General features: G+C 39.9%; 17 protein-coding genes and 1 tRNA gene. 15 read left to right on the top strand and 3 right to left on the bottom strand.

Translation table 11 applies throughout. From position 1 onward, the window contains the following. Positions 1 to 342: 342 nt before the first annotated feature. From NIT79A3_RS09550 to lon, 11 genes are all read left to right on the top strand, one after another. A complete protein-coding gene (locus tag NIT79A3_RS09550; RefSeq protein WP_013965994.1) occupies positions 343 to 2784 on the top strand; it encodes a GGDEF domain-containing response regulator in 2442 nt (813 codons plus the stop codon). Between the two features lie 43 nt (positions 2785 to 2827). Next, positions 2828 to 4222 (top strand): PAS domain S-box protein, encoded by a 1395-nt coding sequence (locus tag NIT79A3_RS09545; RefSeq protein ID WP_013965993.1) that lies wholly within the window; start codon positions 2828 to 2830, stop codon positions 4220 to 4222. Positions 4223 to 4813: 591 nt separating this feature from the next. Beyond that, entirely contained in the window at positions 4814 to 5980 is a 1167-nt protein-coding gene (locus tag NIT79A3_RS09540; protein ID WP_013965992.1) for an IS4 family transposase, read from the top strand. Positions 5981 to 6357: 377 nt separating this feature from the next. Next, a complete protein-coding gene (locus tag NIT79A3_RS09535; protein WP_013965991.1) occupies positions 6358 to 6648 on the top strand; it encodes a co-chaperone GroES in 291 nt (96 codons plus the stop codon). A gap of 57 nt (positions 6649 to 6705) precedes the next feature. Beyond that, positions 6706 to 8358: a chaperonin GroEL gene (groL, locus tag NIT79A3_RS09530; RefSeq protein ID WP_013965990.1), complete on the top strand. Its 1653-nt coding sequence runs from the start codon at positions 6706 to 6708 to the stop codon at positions 8356 to 8358. Between the two features lie 161 nt (positions 8359 to 8519). Next, on the top strand, positions 8520 to 9266 hold the full coding sequence (locus tag NIT79A3_RS09525; RefSeq protein ID WP_013965989.1) for a YciK family oxidoreductase: 747 nt from the start codon (positions 8520 to 8522) through the stop codon (positions 9264 to 9266). Positions 9267 to 9337: 71 nt separating this feature from the next. Continuing rightward, positions 9338 to 9422 (top strand) — tRNA-Leu (locus tag NIT79A3_RS09520). A gap of 107 nt (positions 9423 to 9529) precedes the next feature. After that, the gene (gene tig, locus NIT79A3_RS09515; protein WP_013965988.1) at positions 9530 to 10834 is read left to right on the top strand and encodes a trigger factor; all 1305 of its coding nucleotides are present in this window, start codon (positions 9530 to 9532) and stop codon (positions 10832 to 10834) included. A 1-nt stretch (position 10835) separates the two neighbouring features. Next, positions 10836 to 11477, top strand: a complete 642-nt coding sequence (gene clpP, locus NIT79A3_RS09510) for an ATP-dependent Clp endopeptidase proteolytic subunit ClpP (protein ID WP_013965987.1) — start codon at positions 10836 to 10838, stop codon at positions 11475 to 11477. A gap of 66 nt (positions 11478 to 11543) precedes the next feature. Then, the gene (gene clpX, locus NIT79A3_RS09505) at positions 11544 to 12821 is read left to right on the top strand and encodes an ATP-dependent Clp protease ATP-binding subunit ClpX (RefSeq protein WP_013965986.1); all 1278 of its coding nucleotides are present in this window, start codon (positions 11544 to 11546) and stop codon (positions 12819 to 12821) included. A 152-nt stretch (positions 12822 to 12973) separates the two neighbouring features. Beyond that, entirely contained in the window at positions 12974 to 15385 is a 2412-nt protein-coding gene (gene lon / locus NIT79A3_RS09500) for an endopeptidase La (protein WP_013965985.1), read from the top strand. Between the two features lie 48 nt (positions 15386 to 15433). On the opposite strand, the gene NIT79A3_RS09495 is transcribed toward lon, so the two are convergent. After that, positions 15434 to 16189, bottom strand: coding sequence for an endonuclease/exonuclease/phosphatase family protein (locus NIT79A3_RS09495; RefSeq protein ID WP_013965984.1), 756 nt, complete (start codon positions 16187 to 16189; stop codon positions 15434 to 15436). 436 nt (positions 16190 to 16625) lie between these two features. Between NIT79A3_RS09495 and NIT79A3_RS09490 the strand changes: the two genes are divergently transcribed. Further along, positions 16626 to 17225 (top strand): CDP-alcohol phosphatidyltransferase family protein, encoded by a 600-nt coding sequence (locus NIT79A3_RS09490; protein WP_013965983.1) that lies wholly within the window; start codon positions 16626 to 16628, stop codon positions 17223 to 17225. Positions 17226 to 17511: 286 nt separating this feature from the next. Here the strand turns inward: NIT79A3_RS09490 and NIT79A3_RS09485 are convergent, their stop codons facing one another. Together NIT79A3_RS09485 and NIT79A3_RS09480 are read right to left on the bottom strand one after the other, a co-directional pair. Further along, positions 17512 to 18771 (bottom strand): hypothetical protein, encoded by a 1260-nt coding sequence (locus NIT79A3_RS09485; RefSeq protein WP_013965982.1) that lies wholly within the window; start codon positions 18769 to 18771, stop codon positions 17512 to 17514. 299 nt (positions 18772 to 19070) lie between these two features. Then, the gene (locus tag NIT79A3_RS09480) at positions 19071 to 20378 is read right to left on the bottom strand and encodes an alkyl/aryl-sulfatase (protein ID WP_013965981.1); all 1308 of its coding nucleotides are present in this window, start codon (positions 20376 to 20378) and stop codon (positions 19071 to 19073) included. A gap of 355 nt (positions 20379 to 20733) precedes the next feature. Between NIT79A3_RS09480 and NIT79A3_RS09475 the strand changes: the two genes are divergently transcribed. The 3 genes from NIT79A3_RS09475 to tnpA all read left to right on the top strand — a co-directional run bounded on the left by NIT79A3_RS09475 (position 20734) and on the right by tnpA (position 23482). Further along, positions 20734 to 21381 (top strand): PEP-CTERM sorting domain-containing protein, encoded by a 648-nt coding sequence (locus tag NIT79A3_RS09475; RefSeq protein WP_013965980.1) that lies wholly within the window; start codon positions 20734 to 20736, stop codon positions 21379 to 21381. A gap of 346 nt (positions 21382 to 21727) precedes the next feature. After that, a complete protein-coding gene (locus tag NIT79A3_RS09470; RefSeq protein WP_013965979.1) occupies positions 21728 to 22594 on the top strand; it encodes a PHB depolymerase family esterase in 867 nt (288 codons plus the stop codon). Between the two features lie 447 nt (positions 22595 to 23041). Further along, complete coding sequence (tnpA, locus tag NIT79A3_RS09465; protein WP_013965978.1) at positions 23042 to 23482, top strand: IS200/IS605 family transposase; 441 nt, start codon at positions 23042 to 23044, stop codon at positions 23480 to 23482. Positions 23483 to 24074 lie beyond the last annotated feature (592 nt).

Here is a 24074-nt window from a genome sequence, read left to right as displayed (position 1 = left end):
AATTCTTGACCGTCTGATCAGTTGCAGCAAATTATTCCTTTAATCCGATGCTTGAAAATATGGAGGGAAAAATTGGCATTATTCAGGGTTTTCTTAAAAAATAGTAAGACAATGCTGATATTAATTTATTCCTCTTTTATGTTAGTTTATTTACTTTCCTCATAGATGCTTTTTCATAATATTCTGTAGCATTAAACACGCACATCAATACAAATTGATGTTTATTTCCAAAAATTTAATCTCAAAATTCCCCGGTTTTCGTTAAAAAATAATCGAAGCAGAGGGTGTTAAATTGTTGTTGATTATTCGATATAAATTATTATTCTGAATGGGCAGGTATTTATGAATGGATACACCAAGATACTGATTGTTGAAGATGAAAAGATAGTTGCTTTAGATCTGAAAAGACGTCTGACCAAATTAGGTTATCAAGTTACAGGGATGGCTGCTAGCGGGCAGAAAGCACTGTCATTGGTGGATCAAGAGTTGCCAAATATCGTGTTGATGGATATTCATATACAGGGAGATATGGATGGCGTTGAAGTAGCTGGCCAATTGCAAAAAATACATAGTATTCCCATCATTTATTTGACTGCTTATTCGGAAGAAAAAACCTTAATTCGGGCGAAAACAACCAAACCCTATGGATATTTGTTAAAACCTTTTTCCGATAGGGAATTACACATTATTATCCAGGTTAGTATAGAGCGCTTTGAAAGCGACATTCTGCTTATAAAGAATGAGCAGCACTTTCGTCTTGCACTGGAAGCTGCGCGATTAGGTACATGGGAAGTAACAACAGATTCTCATGAGATATTCATGGGTAAAAGTCCTGAGGGGAATCTTGAACCGATATCCGACTGGAAAAGTTTCTTTCATACAATTGATGAGAGTGACAAACAGAAAGTGTCTGAATTTATTGATAAGTTGCGCAGTAAGAAAGGTTTCTCCGCGGAGATAGAATTTCGTGTCAATCCTGATGTTGGAAAAACCTATTGGTATAAATTGTATGGCAAGTCATTTAAAAATCGCAATGCAGGAAAAAACCAAATAGTTGGTGTTTTGCAGGAGACAACCGAGAGCCATCTTGCAAAAGACCGATTAGCACAGGCTGCTACTGTTTTTGAGTGTGCTACAGAAGGTATCATTATTCTTAAGAAAGACAGGCTATTTAATTGTGCTAATAGCGCCTTTTATCAGATTACCAAGTTTCAACCGCGTAATCTAAAAAATAAAGAATTACCATTCCTAACCAGTCGTTTTCTGGGCGAAGATATCTACCATAATATATGGCAAGGTATCGAGAAGGATGGTCATTGGCGGGGTGAAATCAAAGCATTCAAGAGCAATAAAGAAACGATGTATGCCTGGGTAACGATTGGATTCATTCCTGCTGATGCCAGTGATGAGAATCAATTCGTTGTTATGATATCGGATATCACAGCTATCCGGGAAACACGAGAACAGCTTACACAGATTGCGTATTACGATAATCTAACAAATTTGCCTAACCGTATGTTGATTATGGATCGGCTAAAACAAGCTCTTGCCAAAGCTGCGCGAGACTCATCGCTGTTGGGCGTATTGTTTATCGATCTGGATAACTTTAAGCGCATTAATGATACTTTGGGGCATAGACATGGCGACTCGATGCTGTGTTTCGTTTCGCAAAGAATGCTTGCGGTATTGCGGGAAAGCGATACCTTGGGAAGATTAGGTGGCGACGAATTTATCGTTCTTGTAACGAATGTCGAAACTCACGATGCGCTTGTCAAGGTCGCTGAAAAAATACTGGAATGTCTTTCTAGCGCGGTGGTCATTAGCAATATGGAAGTTGTCCCATCATGCAGTATCGGTATCAGTGTTTACCCGGAACATTCCAATCATCCTGATGATTTAGTGCAAATGGCGGATACGGCCATGTACGAAGCCAAGAATAAGGGACGTAACAGTTATGCTTTTTACCATCCGGCTTTAACGCAAAAGGCCGTTCATTACATGACGCGAGAGAGAGAGTTGCATCATGCATTAATGAAAAATGAATTTCTTCTTCATTACCAGCCGCAATATTCTTTAGCGCAGAAAAAAATAACCGGGGTAGAGGCGCTGATCCGCTGGCAACACCCTGTTAAAGGATTATTGTCGCCGGCAGAAATTATCCCTGTTGCTGAAACAGGTCGACTTATTGTTGAAATTGGCAACTGGATTCTGACGGAAGCGTGCAGGCAGCTCAATCAATGGCGAGCTGAAGGCCTAAATGGTTTGCGAATTGCCGTTAACATTTCTATCCGCCAGCTTGCGGATAAGCATCTACAAAAATTTATTGCAGAATTATTGCAACAATATTCTTTGCCTGCTCACTTACTTGAGCTGGAAATCACGGAATCCTGCCTGCAGGATGAATTGATTTACATCACCTGTTTGGAACAACTGAAAAATCTTGGAATACCTATTTCTATCGATGATTTTGGAACAGGGTATTCTTGCTTGAGCTCACTCAAGAATCTCCCGATTCACCGGTTGAAAATTGATCAAAGTTTCGTGAAAAATATACCACACGATAACAATGATTGTGCCATTGCGGCAGCTATTCTGGCATTGGCCCAAAAGCTCAATCTGCAAGTCACTGCAGAAGGTATCGAAACATACGAACAAATTGATTTTCTTAGTAATCTTGGTTGTGATGAGTTTCAGGGTTATTTGTTCAGCAGACCAGTCAGTCATGATCAAATACCTTATTTAATAAAAAAATTACCTGATCGTCTGAAGGCTTTAAAATTTTAAGCATTCCCCTGTTGAAGTTTTATTCAAGGAATAAAATAAAAATATGCCACTGAACCCATTCAGAAGTTTCAGCAATACAAAAGAAATGATGCATCTTGCTGTGGAAGCTTCTCCCAATGGCATGATCATGACGAATTCTGATGGAAAAATTGTCATGGTTAATTCTGCCACCGAAAGGCTTTTCGGTTATTCCAGGCAAGAATTAATCGGCCAGCCTCTTGAGATGCTTGTGCCTGAACGATTCCGAAAGCAGCACCCTGAATACCGACAAGCCTATATCAGCGAATCAAAATCGCGCCCGATGGGTCATGGCAGAGAGCTTTATGGTTTGCACAAAAATGGAAAAGAATTTCCCGTTGAAGTTGGCCTGAACCCCGTAGAAACCGAGAATGATGGGATATTTGTATTGGCTGCTATCGTAGATATTACTGATCGCAAACACGCCGAGGGAATGATACACCTGGCAGTTGAGGCTTCTCCCAACGGTATGGTCATGACCAATCATGAGGGAAAAATTATGATGGTAAATTCTACTACGGAGGAATTATTCGGCTATAAACGTGAAGAATTGTTAGGCCAATCCATTGAGATATTGATACCAGAATCGCACCGTGGGCATCATCCAGGGCTAAGAAATAATTATCTGGAGAATCCAAGTAGACGTTCCATGGGTCATGGCAGGGATCTTTATGGTTTGCACAAGAATGGAAAAGAATTTCCCGTTGAAGTGGGTCTGAATCCGATCCAAACGCCCAGCGGTATTGTGGTGCTTGCTTCCGTTATTGATATTACGGAGCGGAAACAACAAGAAGAACAGCTCAAAGCAGCGTTAAAAGAGAAAGATTTGTTTTTAGCGGAAATACATCACAGGGTCAAAAACAACCTTCAGATTATCGATAGCCTTCTTGGTATGCAGTCTGATTTGCTATTTAATAGTACGGCTATATCTGTTTTGAAAGAAAGCCAAAACAGAGTGAAATCCATGGCTTTGATACATCAAATCTTATATGAATCATTGGATTTCTCTCGAGTTGATTTTTCCAACGTTACTCAATCTCTAGTAGATAGTCTTTTGACTTCTTATGCTATTAATACTTCTAGAATACAAATAAATATTGATGCTGATCAAGTATTTCTTTCAATTGATACAAGTGTTCCTTTAGGATTAATTCTTAATGAACTATGCTCTAACGCGCTGAAATATGCATTTCCTGAGAACGGTTCTGGAAATATTAATATTACTTTAAAGTATTTGAGTTCTGAGATTTTACAGGTAAACATTACAGATGATGGTATAGGCATACCGGAGGAACTCGATATAGAGAATGCTGCATCCCTGGGTTTACTGCTTGTGCAATTATTATGTGAACAGATTTCTGCGGAGCTGAATATTCAACGAAAAAATCCGACAAGTTTTACACTTGTTATTCCAATATAAGGCAAATACTGATTGCGAACAATTACTTTGAAACATTCAGAAAAATGATTTCAAACAGCGATAGAATCATTTTTTTCGCTAAACAGTTTTAAATAATATGCAAAATTTTACGATGGTGGATAAAGAATAAGACAAGAATTAAGGTTAATCCTTTTGAATGTTGGATCGTTTTGTGCAGGCACATCACCATGCATTTCATCATCGGCTCGCATAGCTGCGAAGGCTATTGCTATTTATAAACTATCGCATTAGCCCTAAAAGCTTGATCCACATGCCCGTGCTGGTGATCGGATATATCTGCAAGAAAAGTATATCACTTAACTGTACGAACTCTTGTGCTCTTTCATTGATCCAGATCCGTTATGCGAATAAATCATAAAATGATGAAGTGATTCAACATGGCATAATTGAGAATTGATTTAAGGTTACGGCAGATGCCAGCATGTATTGTGTATATGATATATCAGTAGTGTCCGGAGATTCGAGAATTGTCGCATGATAACTCGTTGAACGACCATTACTAAATGACATATTTTTCTGTAATCGATTTCAACTTGCGCCAAACTTCTGACTTTTGTCAGGAGATTGCATATGCACGCAGGGAAATTGGTGTTTGCCCAATTAATGGAGCACCTGCCTTTGCGCACGTTTCATCAGTGCGTAGCCAGATATTCAGGTCGATATCCAACACTCAAGTTCTCGCATCTCGACCAGTTTCTGTGCATGGCTTTCGCACAACTGACTTACCGCGAGAGTCTGCGCGACATCGAAACCTGTCTGCGCGCCCACCAAGCCAAGCTCTACCATTTGGGCATACGAGGCAACATCGCCAAGAGTACGTTGGCTGATGCCAACGAGCAGCGCGACTGCCGCATCTATATGGATTTCGCGATGAGCCTGATCCAGACAGCCAGAAAGCTTTACGCCAGCGACAGCTTTGCTGTCGAGCTGGAACAAACGGTCTACGCACTCGATACCACGACCATTGACTTGTGCTTGAGCGTCTTTCCGTGGGCACGCTTCCGCTCCACCAAGGCTACCGTTAAGATGCATACGCTGCTTGACCTGCGCGGCAATATTCCAACCTTCATTCATATCAGCGATGGCAAGATGCACGAGGTCAATGTGTTCGACATCCTGACACCCGAAGCTGGCAGCTTTTACATCATGGATCGGGGCTTCACCGATTTTTCTCGCTGGTACACCATGCACCAAGCACAAGCATTTTTTGTAACACGCGCTAAATCCAATCTGCTTTTTCGCCGCGTCTACTCTCGCTCCGTGGACAAATCCACCGGACTGCGCTGTGACCAAACCATTGCCCTAAGGGCTCCCAAGGCTAGCAAGGATTATCCTCAGCACCTGCGGCGTATCAAGTTCTACGATGCAGAACACGACAAGCATCTGGTATTTCTAGCCAACAACTTCGACTTACCTGCGCTGACCATCGCTCAGCTTTATCGTTGTCGCTGGCAGGTCGAACTATTCTTCAAGTGGATCAAGCAACATCTTCGTATCAAGCGTTTCTACGGAACTACTGAGAACGCAGTCAAAACGCAGATATGGATTGCCATATCGGGTTATGTCTTGGTTGCCATCGTGAAAAAGCGGCTCAATACCGAAGCTTCGCTTTACACAATTCTACAGATTTTAAACCTGACTCTTTTCGAGAAAACACCTATCGATCAATTGGTTAAAAATACCGAGGTGCAAATAACCATGTCGAAAAATAATAACCAACTGAATCTATTCAATTAAATCTCCGGACACTTCTGATGATATATATATTGATGTTTGCTAGCCCATTCAAACCACCCGTTGTTTTGCAAATTCTGTCAATAACCATGCTTCTGTGATCAAATGATGTATGGTAGCAGTGCGTTGATTTAATTCCAGAGTTGTTTCGTTTTTATTCCGGATTTATTTACTTCCTTACAAGCACATAAAAAAATTTGCATCCATCAGCTTGAAATTCTGAGGAAGAACCCCTATTATTATTAGCACTCTTGTCTGGTGAGTGCTAATATTGATTTTTTGTAATATTACGAAGCGCTAACTGCTTCGAAAGTTCATGAGAATAGATTGCAAATTATTTTGTAAATTTCAGGTTATCAATTTCAATTGGAGAAAATAGTATGAATATTCGCCCTTTGCATGATCGTGTTATCGTCAAACGATTAGAAGATGAACGCAGAACCGCATCAGGTATTGTTATTCCAGACAGTGCAGCAGAAAAACCTGATCAAGGTGAAATTCTGGCAGTGGGAAAAGGAAAAGCCGGGGATGACGGAAAAATCCGTCCATTGGAAGTTAAAGTTGGCGACAAAGTATTGTTTGGTAAATATGCTGGGCAATCTGTCAAAGTTCAAGGCGAAGAGCTTTTAGTCATGCGTGAAGAAGATATTATGGGTGTAATTGAAGGCTAAACGTTTTAATTCAATAACCCACCAAAGATAATGTATTGAAAGATTAGGAGAAAAGTTATGTCAGCAAAAGAAGTGAAGTTTGGTGATTCAGCGCGCCACAGAATGGTGGCTGGTGTTAATATTTTAGCCGACGCAGTAAAAGTAACATTAGGACCAAAAGGCCGCAATGTTGTACTGGATCGTTCATATGGCGCACCAACCATTACCAAAGACGGTGTTTCAGTTGCTAAGGAAATTGAACTGAAAGATAAGTTTGAGAATATGGGCGCGCAGATGCTGAAAGAAGTGGCTAGCAAAACTTCTGATGTGGCTGGTGACGGTACTACCACTGCAACGGTATTAGCGCAGGCTATCGTCAAAGAAGGTATGAAATATGTTGCTGCCGGCATGAATCCAATGGATCTCAAACGCGGGATTGATAAGGCAGTTACGGCAGCCATCGGTGAATTGAAAAAGCTTTCAAAGCCTTGTGCGACAGCCAAGGAAATTGCTCAAGTTGGCAGTATTTCTGCGAACTCTGATGATGAAATAGGCAAGATCATTGCGGATGCGATGGATAAAGTTGGCAAGGAAGGCGTAATCACTGTAGAAGATGGATCTGGACTACAGAATGAACTGGAAGTGGTTGAAGGGATGCAATTTGATCGCGGCTATCTCTCTCCTTACTTTGTAAGTAGTGCAGAAAAGCAAATTGCTTTGTTGGATAATCCTTTTGTTTTGTTGCATGACAAGAAGATTTCTAATATACGTGATTTGTTACCGATATTAGAACAAGTAGCCAAAGCAGGCAAACCACTATTGATTATTGCTGAAGATGTGGATGGCGAAGCACTGGCAACTTTAGTCGTGAACAATATTCGAGGCATCCTCAAAACCTGTGCAGTTAAAGCACCTGGCTTTGGTGATCGTCGCAAAGCTATGTTGGAAGATATCGCTATTCTAACAGGCGGTACGGTCATTGCTGAAGAAGTTGGTTTGACTTTAGAAAAAGCCACATTGAATGATTTGGGTCAAGCCAAACGCATTGAAGTGGGTAAAGAAAATACCACGATCATTGATGGCGCAGGTAATGCTGGAAACATTGAAGGCCGTGTCAAACAGATTCGCGCTCAGATAGAAGAAGCTACTAGCGATTATGATAAAGAAAAGCTGCAAGAGCGCGTGGCTAAGTTAGCAGGCGGTGTGGCACTTATTAAAGTTGGTGCTGCTACTGAAGTTGAGATGAAAGAGAAAAAAGCGCGTGTTGAAGATGCATTGCATGCAACTCGTGCAGCGGTAGAAGAAGGCGTTGTTCCTGGTGGTGGTGTGGCATTGTTACGTGCTATCCCGGTTGTTAAGCAGATTAAGGGGGACAACCATGATCAAGATGCCGGTATTAAGATTGTTTTGCGGGCTCTAGAAGAGCCATTGCGCCAAATTGTAATCAATTGTGGTGATGAACCATCCGTTGTGGTGAATAAAGTTGCTGAAGGCAAGGGAAATTTTGGCTACAATGCGGCAACAAGTGAGTATGGTGATCTGGTAGCGATGGGGGTCTTGGATCCAACTAAAGTTACCCGTTCTGCTTTACAGAATGCAGCCTCAGTTGCAAGTCTAATGTTAACAACCGATGCAATGGTTGCTGAATTGCCTAAAGACGAATCTGGCGCTGCTGGTGGCATGGGCGGTGGCATGGGTGGCATGGGTGGCATGGGTGGTATGGATATGTAAGTATTAATACTTACGCTACTCAAATTTTTGATATAAAACAGACTCCAATATTTTGTTGGAGTCTGTTTTTTTATGCTTGACGAGCTGAATGGAGGAATAATGATACTTATTAAGGTGTTTTATTTTCTCTAAAAATACTTTATCGTGATAAATTCCAACTTATGAATAAATTAGAAAACTATTCCGCACCCAAAGATCTACTTAAAAATCGTGTAATACTCATTACTGGTGCAGGGCAAGGTCTGGGACGTGTTGCGGCACTGACTTATGCAAGTTATGGAGCTACGGTGATCTTGCATGGCCGCAAAGTAAAAAAGCTGGAATCAGTTTATGATGAAATTGAAACTATTGGTAAAGCACAAGCTCTAATTTATCCATTAGATTTGGAACATGCCGAAGAAAATGACTTTGCGGTGATAGCACTAGCCATCGAACAACAGCTGGGTCGTTTGGATGGAATTTTGCACAATGCTGCATTTTTATATGGGTTAAGTCCACTAGAAAATCAGACTGTTCAGCAATGGCGAGCAATGCTGCAAGTTAATTTGATTGCTCCATTTGCCTTGACTAAAGCATGTCTGCCTTTGTTAAAAGCTTCTCCTGATGCCAGTGTCATAGTGACATCGAGTTCTTATGGGCATAAACCATCGGCTTATTGGGGAGGAATTACAGTGGCAAAAGCTGGAATAGAAGCATTAGCAAAAGTGCAAGCCGATGAGTGGGATGTCATGCCAAATTTACGGATCAATACACTTGTGCCAGGCATCGTTAATTCCCCGCAACGCGCCAAAACACACCCAGGTGAAGTCAAGCTAACAATGCGGCAACCTGAAGATTTGATGCCATCTTATTTATATTTGATGGGACCAGATAGTAAAGGAATGAGTGGTCATACTGTATTTTGCTAAAGTACTATGTATTGAATGATCTGGCTGCGGTTAGCGGGATTAAAAGGTATAATTAGTAGGTAAAATGAAATGCGAAAGTGGCGGAATTGGTAGACGCACCAGATTTAGGTTCTGACGCCGAAAGGTGTGGGGGTTCGAGTCCCCCCTTTCGCACCAAATGGATTTGTATGTTATTGCAGAGTTTTCTATTCGATAATATCAAAAAATAATAATCGGGTAGCAATGTAATATATTGAAAAATATCTAATCAGTCAGGAACTTTAATGGGATCAAATGTAGAAAATCTCGGTACACTAGAACGTCGTTGTGATATTACAATTTCTCTGGAAAAACTGCAGGGTGAAATTGAGAATCGCTTAAAACGGCTGGCGAAGACAACCAAATTACATGGTTTCCGTCCTGGAAAAGTTCCAATAAGAATAATTACACAAATGTATGGCATGCAAGTCCAACAAGATGTGTTAAATGATGCTGTGCATAAAGAATTTAAGGATACCGTTAAGGAACATAACCTGCAGGTTGCTGGGTACCCACGCTTTGAAGCGAAAGCAGCGAATGATAACGAGACACTCTACACGGTCAGTGCAACATTCGAAGTTTATCCGGAAATAGTATTAGGCGATTTAAGTAAGCAAAATATCGAACGGCCTACTGTGCAGATTGAGGAAGCTGACATTGATAAGACCTTGGATATGATATGTAAACAGCGCGTGACATATGAACCAGTTAGTCGCGCGGCAAAAAAGGGGGATCGTGTCAAGATAGATTACCATGGGACTGTTGATGGTGATGATTTTCCTGGTGGAAAGGCTGAAGGTATTCAGTTGATAATCGGGGATGGAAAATTCCTAAAGGATTTCGAAGCTTCACTGATTGGTATGAAAGTAGGGAACAATAAATCATTTGATGTTGCTTTTCCGGATGATTATCACGGTAAAGATATCGCTGGAAAGACCGTTACATTTGAAGCAAAACTAAATGAGCTTGAAGAACCGGTATTGCCAAATGTCGATGCGGAATTTGCCAAGTTGTTGGGTATTCCCGATGGAGATATCAAAAAATTGCGAGAAGGAATACATAAAGATCTCGAACGTGAAGTTTCAAAGCGTATTAGATCGAGAATCAAAGAGCAAATTATGCAAGCATTTTTAGATAACACTCGAATTGAAGCGCCTAGCATACTGATTAATCAGGAAAAAGAAAGATTAATGCAGAATGCGAGAAGTGACTTTGAAGCGCGAGGAATGAAAGCGAAAGATATACCTCTTACAGCCGATCTTTTTAAAGAAAAAGCAGAGTATCGCGTAAAATTAGGTTTGATTCTGGCAGAACTTGTAAAGGTTCACGCACTTAAGGCCACGTCAGAACAAGTTCGTAACATAATTGAAGATGCGGCGCAAAGTTATGAAAATCCAGAACAAGTGGTTAAATGGCATTACGCTTCTCCAGAACGCTTGCAAGAAGCTGAATCATTAGCTCTGGAAGAGAATGTAGTAAATTGGGCACTTGAAAAAATAAAATTAATTGACAGAACAGTGACATTCGATGAGCTGATGGGGATATCTTGAAATGACGCAACTATCTGATAATATGTACGATCTGGAACCTAAGAATTTGGGTTTAATTCCAATGGTGATAGAAACAAGCGGGCGAGGGGAGCGTGCTTATGATATCTATTCGCGCTTATTAAAGGAAAGAGTGGTTTTTCTAGTAGGCCCTGTGACGGAGACTACAGCGAACTTGGTGGTGGCACAATTTTTATTTCTTGAATCTGAGAATTCAGAGAAAGATATACATTTTTATATTAATTCACCTGGCGGTATGGTATCGGCTGGTTTGGCCATTTATGACACAATGCAGTATATTAAACCGGATGTAAGTACCTTATGTATCGGCCAAGCGGCAAGTATGGGGGCATTGCTACTAACTGCTGGAGCAAAAGGGAAACGTTATTGTTTGCCTAATTCACGTGTAATGATCCACCAGCCGCTGGGGGGGTTTCAGGGACAAGCTTCGGATATTGAGATACATGCTCGTGAAATACTATATCTTAAAGCGCGATTAAATGAGATTATGGCAAAACATGCGGGACGTCCAGTGTCTGATTTAGAAAAAGATACAGATCGTGATAACTTCATGAGTGCGGTTGAATCTGTGAATTATGGCTTAGTTGATGCAGTATTAACACATAGAGAAGAAAGTGCAAATTAAGTGAAGTGCTTGTAAGCAATTGTTTTAATCACGGGTATTTAAACTCGATTACTGTAGGATAATAATATGCCAGACAAAGCTAGTAGCGAGAAACTTCTTTACTGTTCTTTTTGCGGCAAAAGTCAACATGAAGTAAGAAAACTTATTGCCGGCCCTTCTGTATTTATTTGCGATGAGTGTATTGATTTGTGTAACGACATCATCCGTGAAGAAATGCAAGGTGATGATGCGACAAAACTGGTCAAATCAAATTTGCCGGTACCTCGTGAAATCTGCCAAATACTGGATCAATATGTAATAGGACAAGAGTCAGCCAAAAAGATACTTTCCGTAGCGGTTTATAATCACTATAAGCGCCTGAAAAATGTAACAAAATCAGATGATACAGATGATATTGAGCTCTCAAAAAGTAATATTCTGCTTGTCGGTCCGACCGGTTCGGGTAAAACGCTACTCGCACAAACCTTGGCGCGACTTTTAGATGTGCCTTTCATCATGGCAGATGCCACAGCTTTGACTGAAGCAGGATATGTCGGCGAAGATGTAGAGAATATTATTCAGAAATTGCTGCAGAAATGTAATTATGATGCTGAGAAAGCGCAACGAGGCATTGTATACATTGATGAAATAGATAAAATCTCTCGCAAATCGGATAATCCATCAATTACACGAGATGTTTCAGGTGAAGGCGTGCAGCAGGCACTATTGAAATTAATTGAAGGAACTATTGCGATGGTTCCTCCTCAAGGGGGAAGAAAACACCCTAATCAAGAATTTATTCAAGTTGATACCACCAATATTCTGTTTATTTGTGGTGGCGCATTTGATGGTCTCGATAAAGTGATTAGAGCGCGGACCGAAAAGGGGGGGATTGGTTTTGGTGTTGATGTAAAAAATCATACGCGCAAGGATATGAATAAAGTATTACAGCAAGTAGAGCCTGAAGATTTGGTTAAATTTGGCTTGATTCCAGAATTTGTTGGACGTTTACCCGTTGTAGCTACATTAGAAGAACTTAATGAAGCGGCATTGATTCAAATATTGACAGAACCCAAGAACGCACTCGTTAAGCAATACTGGAAAATGTTCAATATGGAAGGAGGGGTAGATCTGGAATTCCGGGAACCAGCACTAAAAGCAATTGCAAAACGAGCATTAACACGCAAAACAGGTGCGCGTGGATTACGCTCAATTCTGGAAGAAATATTGCTGGATATTATGTACGATCTTCCGTCATTAGAAAATGTTTCTAAGGTTGTCATTGACTATAATTCGATCAATGATGATATTAAGCCAATATTAATTTATTCTGATCAATCCAAGGTTGCTAAACGTTCCAAATAATTGGTCAGGAACAGAATATGCTTATTTAACGGCCCTATTTTAAGTATTTATGATTGATAGATATATGCTAATTCATATTGATTTTGCATCTTTAATTTCTGATCAGTGCATATATTTTATTAATCAATTTTGAATTTTATAAATGAGTAGATATGACTTCTTTGATTGAGAGTTCTGAGCAATTGATACTGCCACTCCTGCCGTTGCGTGATGTGGTTGTCTTTCCGCACATGGTCATACCACTTTTTGTTGGAAGACAGAAATCCATTAAAGCACTTGAACTTGCAATGGAGTCGAATAAAAATATTCTACTTGTTGCCCAGAAAATAGCATCTAAAGATGACCCTGCACCTGAGGATCTCTATAACGTTTGTAGTATTGCGAGCTTATTACAAATGTTGAAGCTACCAGATGGAACTGTTAAGGTCTTGGTAGAAGGTAATCATCGTGCTCGTATTCTGGATTTAATTGATTCTGAGACTCATTTTTCTGGCAGAGCATCGCAAGTATTGCCTGAAACAACAGATAACCCAGAAGCAGAGGCGATGCGACGTGCCATTCTGACTCAGTTTGATCAATACGTTAAACTTAATAAGAAAATTCCACCAGAAATTATCACTTCATTGGGTGGTATAGACGATGCTGGACGCTTGGCTGATACAATTGCCGCTTATTTGCCATTAAAACTTGAGCAAAAGCAGGAAGTTCTGGAAATCTTTGATGTATCCAAACGTTTGGAACATTTACTAGGTTTGTTGGAAACGGAATTAGATATTCTGCAAGTTGAAAAGCGTATTCGCGGTAGAGTTAAACGACAGATGGAGAAAAGTCAACGTGACTACTACCTAAACGAACAAGTAAAAGCGATCCAGAAAGAATTAGGCGAAGGAGAGGACGGCGCTGATATTGATGAAATTGAGAAAAAAATCAAGTCTGCTCAAATGCCCAAAGAAGCACATACAAAAGCTGAATCAGAATTAAAAAAGCTTCGCTTAATGTCTCCGATGTCTGCGGAAGCAACAGTAGTACGAAACTATATTGATGCACTCGTGGCTTTGCCATGGAAAAAGAAAAGTAAAATAAATCTTGATTTGAGCGCAGCGGAAAAAGTTCTTGATAAGGATCATTACGGTTTAGAAAAAGTCAAAGAGCGGATTGTTGAATATCTGGCTGTTCAGCAACGCGTAAACAAAATGAAAGCACCGATCCTTTGTCTTGTTGGCCCGCCTGGCGTTGGCAAGACCTCGCTTGGGCAATCAATTGCACATGCCACAAACAGAAAATTCGTACGTATGTCACTAGGTGGTGTGCGGGATGAAGCTGAGATACGTGGACATAGAAGAACCTATATCGGATCAATGCCAGGCAAGATATTACACAATATGAGTAAGGTGGGTGTTAAGAATCCATTATTTTTACTTGATGAAGTGGATAAGATGGGCATGGATTTTCGTGGTGATCCTTCTTCTGCCTTACTGGAAGTTCTTGACCCAGAACAGAATAATACATTTGTGGATCATTATATTGAGGTGGAATATGATCTATCCGACGTTATGTTTGTGGCAACAGCTAATACTCTGAATATTCCTCCAGCTTTACTTGATCGTATGGAAGTAATCCAAATATCAGGGTACACAGAAGATGAGAAGTTGAATATAGCCACACGCTATTTATTAACCAAACAGATGCGTAATCATGGTCTCGAGGAAAATGAGCTAAGCGTATCGGAATCTGCGTTGCGAGATATTGCGCGCTATTACACAAGAGAAGCAGGTGTAAGAGCAATGGAAAGGGAAATTTCAAAAATCTGCCGGAAAGCTGTAAAAGCGATGTTGCTAAAAAAGGGAAAGAATAAAGTAGTTGTTACATCGCGAAATTTGGATAAATTCTTAGGTGTGAGACGTTACACTTATGGCGTTGCAGAAGAAAAAAATCAAGTGGGGCAAGTAACTGGGTTAGCCTGGACAGAAGTCGGTGGTGAACTGTTGACTATTGAAGCTGTTGTATTACCTGGAAAAGGAAAAACTATTACTACTGGAAAACTCGGTGAAGTTATGCAGGAATCAATTCAAGCCGCACTTTCTGTTGTTAGAGGACGTTCTCATCTGTTAGGGATTGCGGAGGACTTCTATCAAAAAAATGATATTCATATACATCTCCCAGAAGGTGCAACACCAAAAGATGGGCCAAGCGCCGGGATTGGAATTTGTGTTGCAATGGTGTCTGTTCTTACAAATATCGCCGTGAGAGCGGATGTCGCTATGACAGGAGAAATTACTTTAAGAGGTGAAGTGCTTCCGATAGGCGGTTTAAAGGAAAAATTACTAGCTGCGCATCGAGGCGGGATTAAGGCAGTGATTATTCCTGAGAAGAATATGAAAGATTTAACTGATATCCCTTCAAATGTGAAAAATCAGCTAACTATATATCCCGTTAAATGGATAGATCAAGTACTTGATTTAGCGCTAGAGCACAAACCAGAACTAATACCTGCTCCCATTACCCAGCCAACTCTACAGTCAAGTAGTGAAGAAAAATTAGTGGAATCTTTAATTAAACATTAAGAAGAAAATAAAACTTTTATTTTCTTCTTTTGGTATCGAAGTAATATTTCAAATTAATTTGAATTCGGCAAATAGCGGAATATGATCTGACAATTGTTGCCATGGTTGGCCGTGTAAATGGTTGCAGTTGATAACATCGAGTCCGCGGTAATAAATCCGATCCATTGATAAGACAGGCAACCAAGCAGGGAAGGTGCGTGCATATGCGCCACGGGCCATCTTAAAAACCTCCTTAACACCTAAATCTCGATGCAAGTAGTGTTCTGCGCGACCACGCCAATCGTTAAAATCGCCGGCAATGATCAATGGCTCACTGGATGGAACATGGGAGTTGATGCGTTTTGCTAGCGTTGAAAGTTGACGTTCTCTTTCATGCCCAAACAGTCCCAAGTGTACACATATAATGTGAACTTTCTGATGGATTCCGGGAACTTGAATCGTTCCATGTAAAAGACTGCGACTGGCTGATCGTAACATAGAGACATTAATATTCTCCCATTCAATAAAGGGATATTTACTTAATATCGCGTTACCATGATGTCCCGATTCATAAATAACATTCTTTCCGTATGCGTAATGATGCCAAACTTGATCTGCAAGAAATTCAAATTGCCGGTTATTGGGCCAATCATCAAACCGGTTATTGGAGATGTTGCGTTCACCGTGTACTTCTTGTAGAAAAATCACATCGGCATCGATATGGCGCAATAAATTCTTTATTTCATGAAGGATAAATCGAAGATTAGTTGCACTAAAACCCTTGTGGATGTTGTAGGTTAAAACTTTTAGTGATGCACTAGACATACGGTTCCTGAATTTCGGTACAGATCTTAAGTCAAATCAGAAGTAATTTCTGTATAACTTATTGCTTGATTCTACATAATAATGACTGTTGAATTCTTACAGCCAATATAATTAATTATAATAGCAAATAGGGCACTAAGATTAATACGGATGCTTCTTAATGATAATTAAAACTTAGCGATTGATTTTGGTGTTAAGTTAGCACATAACAATAGGGCGCTAGGCTTCTCAAAAGTATAGTGAGACGATTATATTAAGTATCGACTCGAGATGACCCCAAGCAGCAAAGCTCCTTTACTTGATCAGGTGCCGGGATCGCTTTTCCCTGCATTCATGATGATACAAGTTTTTATAATTTTGAGATTTCTTCCATCTTATTGTCTTTACCACTGGACGATGCTCAAGAAGTCCAGTTAATTGTTGGAAGGTTATTATTATGGATCACGCTAAAGATCAAATAGTCAATCTGCCTAACCTGGTTAGCCTAATTCGGATATTGATGGCACCAGTACTGTATTACTTTGCATTTATTCAACAGCCGTACTGGTTTATTGGGGTATTATTATTTGCAGTATTTACCGACGTAATTGATGGATTTCTTGCCAGAATATTAAACCAGATTACCACGATAGGTTCGCGCCTTGACAGTTGGGGTGATTTCATAATCTATTCGACAATGGCAACCTGCGCCTGGATATTATGGCCAGATATCATCCTACGAGAGAAACTTTATTTTATTATTATTATTCTCAGTCTTATTCTGCCAGTAATCGTTGGTTTTATTAAATTTCACAGCGTTATTAGCTACCACACATGGAGTGCTAAACTCGCAGTAGCTATAACTGTATTAAGCTATATTTTACTTTTTACCGGCTTGCTCGACTGGCCATTCAGAATCGCTGCCTTATTCTGCCTTTGTGCAGCTATTGAAGAGATTGCCATTACAATGTTGATTGACCATGAGCTCGTTGATGTCAGAACAGTATGGCAAGCATTAGAGTGTAAAAGGGGAAATAGTAGTAAAAAAAACATATAAATCTTGATTGCTCTATGATTCCAGGATATATATTGTTTTTAACTTGTAATTTCACCGTAGTCTTGCGACGATGAGTGCTATATTGCATTTTTGACGCTAGTGTGGTGCGCCGTCTGGGTTCTCTGCCCGGATCAAATTGATTGACTCTTCTTGAGAATGAGTCAATCAATAAAAAGGATTGATTAGAATCCCCGCATTCCAACCTTCACCACTATGACAAACTATGCTGGTTAATGATTGGCTCTATAACTACTGCAAGATATTGGCTCATAAAGCATTTTAAAGATTATTGTGTTGGTCCAAGTCCAGGGTCAACACGCCATACGCCATCTTGAATAGCAGGGGATGTATCCGTTTGGGGTATGTAGCTATTATAATAAATATAGGGCCCGTTTGATGTTACGAATAATTCTGGATCCGATCTCACCCGAATGAGACTCTTGGTGTTATGAAGCATTCTGAAACCTGTGCTGCTAAGGTCAGTGAGTGCCAAGTAAGTTGGAATCCGCATATCTAAAATAACAGGACTCGGGCTTAACGTGAAAAAAATATAAGATTTATCGTTGTGCGTAAAAAACTCAGGAGACCAGATATTTGGAATAGCTCGTGGAGCTACAATGCTACTAATAGCTGTCCATCTTGGATCGGCACCTGCAGTTTCAGCTATCTTGCGATATACTCTGATTTCATTCCGGTTGACCATAGAAAAGAACACGTATTCATTATCAAATTCTGGCGCTTTCCACATAAAAATTGCGCCCTTCTCTCCGTCATCAAAGGTTAGCTGTTCCAGTACCTTGGTGTCAACATCGTACAAAAAGCATTGTGTCTCAGCAACTCCATTGTCATTCGTGAAGGTAGATGAAAAAACGACCGCACGCATCCCTTCTACCCATCGTCTCGAACCTACTGAACCTTGCGTGTTTGGAACAAGTTCCTCGCTTGCGGGTGCATATAATTCGCGCCAGTAAAATGGATGGCTATCGCGGGATTGGAGAGAAGACTGATAGGTTATTCTCGGAATCGGATCATCCTTATCTGAATTGCCCAAAGGGGATGCATACGCCACTTCATCATCGATAAAATTGGGTATCCAAACACCGTTATTAGATACTGCATGGGCAACACGAGCTGTAGCTGGGCTTTGGGGTTGATTTGGTAGATACTTTGTATATACTATTTCAGTTCCCGCAGCGCTTATCAACCATTCTGGGCCGTTACCGAAATCAGCCATGAATGCGGCTCCTGTATCTACCAACAAACCACGACCGTTCGATGGTTTAAATCCGCCGGTTACCGGATCAACTTTGGCAATCCATAATTTCGAGTTTCTATCCGTAAAAGTAAGCAATGCGTGCGTTTGATCGAATTCGAAGTCAATGATTTCACTCTTCGTCACCTGTACTTCTGGTGGCACAGTGGCTGCCCAGGCATTTAAGGTTAGACCAGAGAGTGCTATCAGCAATATTGATGCTAACAAACTAAATATGGGTATAAATCTATATGTTCGATTTTTGTGTCTAAGTATTTTTTTTATGTAGAACATAGCTCCTCCTAATTAAATATGTGAAATTGGATGATCGATTAACTATCTTCATAGTATTTAAAGGCTATGTAGCAGTTAGTTGTTGAATTTTCCAATTCACTGATGGCAAATGATTTTTTGATAACCATAAAAAAATATAACCAATTGATTAAAAATAAATCGTGTTAGTTTGCAGGTCATTTTCAACAACCAATTGTGACATAGCCTATTTAAATTAGATTCATCCAATCTAAGGTATGCAAACCTAACTGACATAGCTCTGAGGTTATACATGGTCGTCGCGCAGGAGATCTTAGATTTCAGGGCGAATTTAATTTCGCATTGGCTTCATCAATGCCAGATTGCAGCCAATTCTTTTCAATTCCGTTTGTCGAGAGACTTTTCAACTTGACCAGCGCATCGCGACGCACAGTCCAACCGCCGATATTATTTCCATCTGCGGCCAAAACAGCATCAGCCAAATGTAGCGCTAACACGGCATCTTCACTCGAAAGAAGGATCTCCTGAGCACGTTGAATCACATTATCGACACCGCTAGCAAGACTTACTAACTCCGATAAGGCTACTTGTGGAGGATCAGAATACATACTCGACGGGTTAGCATCGAACCATCCTGCGTAGCCTTCATAGATTCCTCGAATAGACCAACTGACTCGTCCGTAGGCTTCACCTACATATAAATCAGGTGGCAATTGTATGCTATTCATTAAAGTAAACACATCGGTGCCAGCATTCATACCAGCAACTACTGCGTCATGCACATAGAGAATAGCATTTTGATATTGCGTCAGCTTCTGCGTAATCGTTGCATTTCCAGAAACCGGCATGCCATGACTGGGCAACATCAATCTTGGTTTCCAGGATAAAACTTTATTTAACGATTGAACATAATCTAATGCCCACCGAGGTTTCGTGCCTCGTAAGCTATAAATATTCGGAAACGAGTTATAAAAATTGTCTCCAACAAAAGCCGCTTGCAATTCGGGGATCCAGACACTCAGATGATCTGGCGTTTCGCCGGGTGTGCTAAAGAGCTGGAAAGTCAACTCGCCAAGTGTAAATTGATATTTTTTATCGAACAGAATATCTGCGGGATTTTGGCCTGCGAAGTTACCGGGATTAGGATTCGAAATGACCGGTATAGGTTGACCTGCTTGTTTAGCGTTGCGTACTGCAAAGAATCCTTTCAATCGTGTCTGGTAATCTAAGAACTCGATAAGGTTATTCTGAGCTATAACTTGAGTTCCACTTTCCTTCCAAAGATCGATGCCGCCAGTGTGATCACCGTGACCGTGCGTTATAATGATATAACGAATGGGTGCACTGCTAACTGCTTTCAGCATCTCATAATGTTGTGGAGCAGCGGCGGGACTGGATGTATCAATGATCACTGCTCCTTGATTGGTGATTACCATAAAGGTGTTACTTGAAATATTGCTACTGCCCTGAGCCATATATATATTATTATTTATCTTGATTGCACTGGCAGCAGTTGCAAATTGTGGCACATAGAAAAGAGTAAACAATAGCAATAGTCCGTTACAGAACGTTCCTTTTCGCAAAAAAGGTATAAAAAAAAGTATCGAACTTAAAAGATTTTTACTCATTGTTTTCTCCAATTACAAACTTATCGCTAAGAAAAAAATGCGAAATTAAAAGAAATGTCTAACCATCTAAATTACTGGCAAGAACTCAGAATTAATATTTCGAATACGAACGCTATAATTTCGTATTAGATTCGCAAATTAAATATGATTTTACACAGTAGCATAATTCATTAGCCCAATCTAGATTGACAATGTCCTGAAAATGTCCTGATATTTAAGGAATAACAGACTATGGAGTTTATTTCTTCACTAAGTTAAAATAACCTTGTTACAAGCAATAATATTAACGAATTATTTATCATGAGATTTTTTAGATTTCTTTGTAAGCTAAATAACAAATTCCCAGGGGATAAAAATGAATAAAGGATTTTCGATAAGACAAGTATTCGTTCTGGCAGGATTGCTGATTACGACAGGTACCGCGCATGCAGGGCTTTCATTTGTGACAACGAGCACAGTAACTTTAACTCAACCGTTCAATGGAATTAGTGGCTTAACTTCAGAGCCTATTGGTTCAACATTGAACGTGGGTCATCTTGACTTCACTGGTCCTGGATCTGGGATAGTTACTTACACATTTCTCGGTGCGGAGTCCGTTACCTTTGTCGACAAGTTTTATGATATTTTAGGTGGCACCGCATTGCTTGAATCTGATTTAGTCGGAACTTCAGTAAGCTCTCAGGTTAGCGCAGCTGGGCCGTTAAACTTCATGTTTGAAGGTAATACTGATAAATTCGCTATCAACGGGGGGGCTTGGTATAAAGGTACATCGATTGGACTCATTGGAACGGATGTGCATATTGGATCAAGTATTTTTCAGTATGTAATTGGCTACAATGACAGTGCAGGCAGTGCGCTTTACGGTGATTGGGATGATTTCGTCATCGGTGTGAATGTTGCATCTATACCTGTTGTACCTGAACCGGAAGCTTACTCCATGCTGCTTATTGGGTTGGGGTTGCTTAGTTATTTAGCATTTCGTAGAAAGTTAATCTTGACCTAATACTAGTAAGTTTAAGAAGGCTAGCGCATGATGATAAAATAATCCTGATTTATTTCGGATTTTCCATTAGAAGACTAATTGATTGATTTGTTGGAGTATTCAGAAAACAGAATATTGTAGTAATTTGCTGATTTTATTAAAATTTGAGGTTCTAATGGAAAATCCTGGTTTATAAGACTCAAAGATTCATACTTTGTCTTTAGCTTTTCGGCCTTGGTTAATCCAATGCTAATAAGTTGTTTTGTATTTGTTTAGCTGCTGAGGTTCTTCAAAAATTAATAGCATAAAAATAAAAGACTAAAATCTGCTGCACTGAGGCAATACCGATACATATAAGAGCACATCTATGAATGAAATAAAATCTTTTGGGTTTTACATAATGAGAAATGTATTTTTGGTTATTTTATCTACTTTAATCCTCGGTGGGTGCGCTTCCCCTCGTGCTGTCGGTAATGATTTGAATCCAGGCAAATTTAAGGAAATGATGAAGAATGCTGTAGCGACTAACGCTCAGCATTATCAAAATTCCATTTTTAATGGAAGAAAATATCTTTTTTATAGACCAGATCAATCAGGAATTCCATTACTGATTGTCTTGCATGGTGGGTTAGGAAATCCCGACTTGATTGCAAACACATTAAATATGCGACCAGTAGCAGAAAGTAATGGGTTCGCTGTTGCTTATCTAGGCGGTACAGGGGGTAGATTCACCCCTAACAATTTGACATGGAATGCAGGAGGCGGTTGTTGTGGTGATGCAGCCAGATTAAATATCGATGATGTTTCTTATATAGAATCATTCATTAGAGAAATGATTAAAACGCAAGAAATTGATCCGAAGAAAATTTTTATAGTAGGGTATTCCAATGGATCGATGATGGCTTATCGATTAATGTGTGAAAAGGGAAATGTTGCCGGCATTCTGGCTATCTCAGGTCCTTTAATGGTTGAAGCATGTTCTAATGCTAGTGGCGTTAATGTTCTCCATATCCATGGTCAGTTAGATGATAATGTGCCGGTTGAAGGCGGCTATGGTCCAAAATCTCGGGCAAAAATTAAATGGAATTCTGTATCCAGCACCGAACAAAAATTAAAGAGTGCAGGCGCTAATGTGTCTGTACAGATCCTTCCTGATGCTGGTCATGGGCTGCCTTCGATAATGAGAGTTGTGAATTTGCCGGAAATTATTACTCGATTTATGTTTTCGAGATGAAATAACAATGTGGATTACATAATATGATCTATATAACTTATTAATAGTGTGTGGGTAATATATAAGTAATATTGCATGCTTAAAATAGAGAGACGCATTACATCGAAATTGGTGTAAAAGTCTAACGAGATCATGCTTCCTTTGGATAAAGATATATTCGAGATGAATTCTGGTAGGCTACGCCCGAGTGTGACAATCACCAAAAAATCAGTTGGTAGTTATTATTTCGGTTATCGCTAGTAAGCTTTCTAGCAAATAGCTTGATTTAGATCATCTATTCAGATCACGACAGTCAAAATTGCATCTCTGATAACTAGAAACTAGAAAGTCAACTTGGCATAATTAATAATAGGTAAACCCCTGGCTCTGCCGGGGACTCCTGAAGGTTTGACCGTTACGGCAATCGTCGTACCGTTCTCGTCCCAATCACGTGACGAGGAGTCAAAGATGAAGGAGTACCAAAGTTTGAGTCATGCACGGTGGGATTGTAAATGCCATGTGGTATTTATACCCAAGAGGCGAAAGAAGATGATATTTGGTAAGCTTAGGAAGCACATAGGGGCAGTGCTGCATGATCTTGCAAATCAGAAAGAAAGCGTGATTGTAGAAGGACATTTGATGCTGGATCACATCCACATGTGCATAAGCATTCCACCGAAGTACTCGGTATCACATGTTGTGGGTTTTATCAAAGGTAAAAGTGCGATAGCAATAGCACGTCAATTGGGAAGAAGAAAGAACTTCACGGGAGAAAATTTTTGGGCGCGTGGATATTTTGTTTCGGCTGTGGGTTTGGATGAAGAAATGGTCAAAGCGTACATACGAGATCAGGAAAAAGAAGATGAGCGATATGATCAGTTGAAATTGGATATGCAAATGCCGCTTTAGCGGCTCACAAACAGCCCTTTTGAGGGACTCCAGCTATAAGCCTCCGGCTCTGCCGGAGGTGATTTAACTATTTTATATATGTATACGATTTTGCGCATAGTATCCTTATCGAAAACTTTCTTGGAAAAACTTATGAATGAATTTGCAGTACTGAAATACAAAATCAGCAATTATAAACTGATTGCATCATAAAATGTTTATTAGATCCAAAATATCAGAATTGTCTGACATGTATACGCGCAAATCACTCGGATGAATCAGAGCGTTAAATACCGTATTCTGTGTTTAGATAATAACCTGCGATGTTTCTTGGAGCAATTAGGCGCAACATTCTATATGAATTTTTTTGAATGTATCGACATGATCACGTAGGTTGTTAGCTTATGAGCATCGCAACTTTGTAGCCATCATTTTTTTGCATCAAATCAAGTTTAACTGTTCTACAACGCGCTTAAAAAACAAGCGTGTAGTGTTATACAAATCGCTAGTATAATTTAGTGCAAATGAATTTAATGGATGCAGAATTAAATATTACTCAACTTAGCTACACTATTAACCGTATATTCACTGCACTACAGCGGATATGTTACCT

Origin of the sequence: Nitrosomonas sp. Is79A3 (assembly GCF_000219585.1) — a bacterium.
GTDB lineage: Bacteria > Pseudomonadota > Gammaproteobacteria > Burkholderiales > Nitrosomonadaceae > Nitrosomonas.
The sequence above is the reverse complement of the archived record's forward strand: the minus strand, read 5'-3'. Positions and strand labels throughout refer to the sequence as shown.